Here is a 4,008-nt window from a genome sequence, read left to right as displayed (position 1 = left end):
AAACTCATTTAAATCACTTTGCTATTAAGTACAAATTGATTCTTAGAGCGAACCAGATTGCTTGGCAGGAGCTTAAAAATATGGCAGCTTAAAATTGACCGTGCGTAACATGAGTAACTAATGATTGCACCCATTTTATAAAGAGGATGATCCATTAGTTCATAGCTTTGTGCAGTAGTGGCACCATCAACCCAGCTGTTATATTGAGGGTGTTTAGGGTCATCTATAAACTTAGCTTCAGAAGTGATGAATTTGAAATCCATTTTTAAGGCTAAGGGTTGAGTGCCGAAAGCCGACTCAATAGGGTAGAGACCCGTTGGTGTTTTGCCATCGCCTTCTTTTTTAGTCCCCAAAGCGGCTAGGCCTTGTTTGCCAAGCACTGCGGGTATGGGGTGGTGAAATAGGTCCGATTTCCAGCGTTGGTTCCAGATGCAGGTACTAAGCTGGGCGATAATTCCTCCCTTGGACTCAACGAGCACGATTTGTTTCGTTACCAAGGGGATTTTTAGTGTGTTTAAATGCTGGCAACCCGATACATTATGGGGGTTGCTTAACCAAAAAACAACTAAGGACAAGGTCAGGCAAGATAATGCAATAAAAAGAATCGCTTTCTTCATAGCGGCGCATCTCTTAAGGACATAGCCTCAGTTAATTGTTTCACAAAAAATCGAGGACTTAGATTTTGTTTAGGCAAGTTATCAAGAAAGATGAGTTTAAAGTAAGAGGCGTTAGCCAAGGATTTAGCATCAGGATATTCAGGATAACTGTCCAGTAAAGGTAAGAGCACCGCTTGACCTATAACATAGCGTTTATCTTTATTCGCCGGTGCTAAACCCCACACATTTTGATAGGTTATCGGCTTATTTTCATGGTTTCCTAAGTAGAGCATGACATGGCCACCAATATAAACAATAGTCATTAAAGGATGTCCTTGCGCCTTTAAGGTAGCGATACGCTCATCCATTTTTTTTGCGGATAAATCGAGTGTAGTGTATTGAGCTTGTTGGGCCGAGTTTCTTGGCAGCCAAATTCCAAGTGGGGTAAATAAACTTTTCAATTCCTGGGAGCAATCATTAAAAAAGAAAGCTCCTCCCCAGCCGTATGGTCGATTTTGTAATTGTTTGATGAGTTGGACAAGCTGTTTTTTTGTTGCTGGCACCGGTATTTTTTGGGCTGCCTGTGGCTCTACCAAGCCTTTAGCTAAAAGGGCTTGCTGGTTTTTACCCTTTAAAGGTATGTAAACGGTTTCATTATTTGCTAAGGGGAACACTGCGCCAATATAAGCCGTAAAAAGGAAGTGTTGCTGTTCATCCCTAACACTGGTTTCAGTCTTCGTAATAGCCATGAGGCCATTGTGCGCCTTTGCCTGCCATTGTTGAATAAATTCCGCCGAAGTATAAGCAAGGTCACTGCTTTTTACCCAGGCAACATAGCCATCAGGAGTAGTTATTAAGGACCAGGCCTTATCTTGAGATACATGCAGGACATAGATAGGCGTACCAACCCAAAGCGCTGACTCCTGTAAATTATCAAAAGGAAATCCTTGGCCGGCAAGGGCAAAATGGAAAAAATCAGGGGCACTATCAGGGAGGGCGCGAGCAAAGGTATTTTGTACAACTATTGCCCGTTGCCCACTATTAAATGATAAAGCGAGCTCGTCTAGGTTCATGTTTTTAATTATTTTATTAAGCCATTCCCCATCATGCTCTTTAAAATTCTCAGCAAAGTGGTAATGAAGGGGCTCTTGTTTTTGATTATCGAAATCATCAATGAGGCTTTGCTCAATCCTCTTTACTTGAGGGAGTAGGCTTTGAATTAAAGCTGGACTCCAAGGCGAAAGACCTTGTTCATCACTAGCATAATAATGCCTAAAAAATTGCTCTACTTGCACTTGCTGATATTCTGGGCTGAGTAAATTTTTAGAATAATCATCACTTTCTGTAGGTAGATAAGTAGTGATGTCTTGGGTGTATGCTTGCAGAGGAAAATCATAAATAGGCACTTCGAGGGCGTAAAGGCGGGTGAAAAATGCAGCAAATAAAGAGAGAAAAAAAACCTTAATCATTCTACTTCGTGGAGTAAGCATTCGGTCAAAACTCGTTAACAAAAGAAGCGATTGTATCATAAATTGCTCCAGGCGTTCATTTTTATCCCTCTTTTGTGGCGCGAACAATGTGAGCAATATTAATCTAAAAAGGCAGAAAATTGATCTTTTGATGAATATTGTATATTATTGGCTCACTTTGATTAACGGTCTTATCTATCATGTTTCATTTTACTGACGAAGAAATTGCGCATCTACTTGACACCGGCTCGGAAAATGATTTTTCTTATTTTACCACGGTAGCTTCACGCTTTCGGAAAGAATACAAACCCCTATTTTTTACTCCTTATCGCTCAATAGAGGAATTTGGCCTCGAACTTATTGCACCAGTTGAAACACCTTTGCGCTTAACCGCTATGTCGGCGGCAGCAGCAGTGGGTGCTGTTTTAGCAGCAGCGGCGAGTGTCGCTGCATTGCTAATAAGCTCCACTGCCTCTTTATTCATGCAAACCAAACTTCGGGATAGTGCCTTTAATTTTGCTTGCAACTCGTTAATTGTTTTAGGCTCGGGACTTATTACTGCAGCAAGTTGTTTTTTGTTAGCCCTGGTGAGTCTACCTTATGCTTTATTTTCTTTAGCTTCTCGTTCTTTAACCAGTTTATTGCACATGATGAAAGGGGACGAAACTGAGTTAAATGCTAGCGCTGGCCCTGGTTATCCAACCAATTGCCATTTTTAATTATAAAAGCTGTATTTTTTTATAGTTGGCATTGCTGTTATAGTCTATCTTATAATGATAATAAAGAACTTATAATTATAATCGAGGGGAAAGAGCGATGAAAAAATGGGGGCTCGCTGTGACAGCCTGGCTGTTGCTAACTCAAGTAGTTTTTGCTGAAGAACAATCTTGGAATCAATGGGTTGCTGGTGTTCGTGAAGAGGCTTTACAACAAGGAATCAAGCCAGCCTTATTAGATGAAGCCTTTGCTGGAGTAACCGAACCTAGCCGTCAAATTAAGGGCTTAATGCGGTCTCAGCCAGAGCATCGCCTTACTTTTATGAAGTATCGGTCATCGCGCGTAGATAACTACCGAATTGCTATTGGTAAAAAGCAATATTTAAAAAACAAAACCCTATTAGACGAAATTGGGCAAAAATATGGGGTGAACCCATGTTTTATTGTTTCATTTTGGGGCATGGAAACAAGCTATGGCACTTATATGGGCAATTTTCCGGTCATTAAAGCCTTGGCTACCCTTGCCTATGATTCAAAGCGTAAAGATGTCTTTCGTAAGGAACTTTTCTTAGCCCTACATATTTTAAATGATGGCCATGTTGACTTGGCCAATTTTAAAGGTGAATGGGCTGGTGCTTCCGGACAACCGCAATTTTTACCCTCAAGTTGGGTAAAATATGCAGTAGATTATGATGGGGATGGCCGTAAAGATATTTGGGAAAGTAAAGCCGACGTTTTTGCCTCTATTGCCAATTATATGAAACAAAATGGTTGGCAAGCTGGCGAACCCTGGGCTATCCAAGTTAAATTACCTGCTAAATTTGATATGAAAATGGAAGGTAAAAGTATCATTAAACCGGTTAGTGAATGGAATGCTTTGGGAGTAAGGACAGAGAGTGGCCAAGCTTTACCTTATCAAGACTTGCAAGCAAGTATTGTCCAGCCTTACGGCGGTCCAACCTTTCTTGCCTTCCCTAACTACCGAATGATCTTGCGTTACAATAATTCAATTTATTATGCCGGGGCAATTGGTTACCTGGCAGATAAAATATGCCAAGCTCATTAATCCACAATAATTAGAGAGTGACTCTGTAACCTAGGTGAAAGTCAGGGGCTTTTCATGACTAGAAATTAGTCACATAAACAGTATAATCCTGCATTTATTTGAACTGGCGAAAGAAAGGGATGTCTGAAGTATTAGCTTTTTTATCAACTGTTGAAGATTTA

4 protein-coding genes are annotated in these 4,008 nt (G+C 40.6%); 2 read left to right on the top strand and 2 right to left on the bottom strand.

Annotated elements, in window-relative coordinates; all coding sequences use genetic code 11:
• Positions 1-8 precede the first annotated feature (8 nt).
• Positions 9-617, bottom strand: a complete 609-nt coding sequence (locus tag ELY15_RS14235) for a hypothetical protein (RefSeq protein ID WP_127101175.1) — start codon at positions 615-617, stop codon at positions 9-11.
• Positions 614-2,125 (bottom strand): SH3 domain-containing protein, encoded by a 1,512-nt coding sequence (locus ELY15_RS14230; RefSeq protein ID WP_233586816.1) that lies wholly within the window; start codon positions 2,123-2,125, stop codon positions 614-616. Before ELY15_RS14230 ends, ELY15_RS14235 begins: the two co-directional genes overlap by 4 nt.
• Before the next feature lie 140 nt (positions 2,126-2,265).
• On the opposite strand from ELY15_RS14230, the gene ELY15_RS14225 reads away from it, so the two are divergent.
• The gene (locus ELY15_RS14225) at positions 2,266-2,784 is read left to right on the top strand and encodes a hypothetical protein (protein WP_127101173.1); all 519 of its coding nucleotides are present in this window, start codon (positions 2,266-2,268) and stop codon (positions 2,782-2,784) included.
• A 97-nt stretch (positions 2,785-2,881) separates the two neighbouring features.
• On the top strand, positions 2,882-3,847 hold the full coding sequence (locus ELY15_RS14220) for a lytic transglycosylase domain-containing protein (protein ID WP_127101171.1): 966 nt from the start codon (positions 2,882-2,884) through the stop codon (positions 3,845-3,847).
• Positions 3,848-4,008 lie beyond the last annotated feature (161 nt).

It is taken from the genome of Legionella sp. km772, from assembly GCF_003989735.1.
Lineage (GTDB): Bacteria > Pseudomonadota > Gammaproteobacteria > Legionellales > Legionellaceae > Legionella.
Note: the sequence above shows the minus strand (reverse complement) of the source record. Positions and strands in the feature narration are given on the sequence as shown.

Bases quoted from the DNA above. Each gene is read 5' to 3' on its own strand.
- ELY15_RS14235 (WP_127101175.1), bottom strand. From the start codon at position 617: ATGAAGAAAGCGATTCTTTTTATTGCATTATCTTGCCTGACCTTGTCC.
- ELY15_RS14230 (WP_233586816.1), bottom strand. From the start codon at position 2,125: ATGATACAATCGCTTCTTTTGTTAACGAGTTTTGACCGAATGCTTACT.
- ELY15_RS14225 (WP_127101173.1), top strand. From the start codon at position 2,266: ATGTTTCATTTTACTGACGAAGAAATTGCGCATCTACTTGACACCGGC.
- ELY15_RS14220 (WP_127101171.1), top strand. From the start codon at position 2,882: ATGAAAAAATGGGGGCTCGCTGTGACAGCCTGGCTGTTGCTAACTCAA.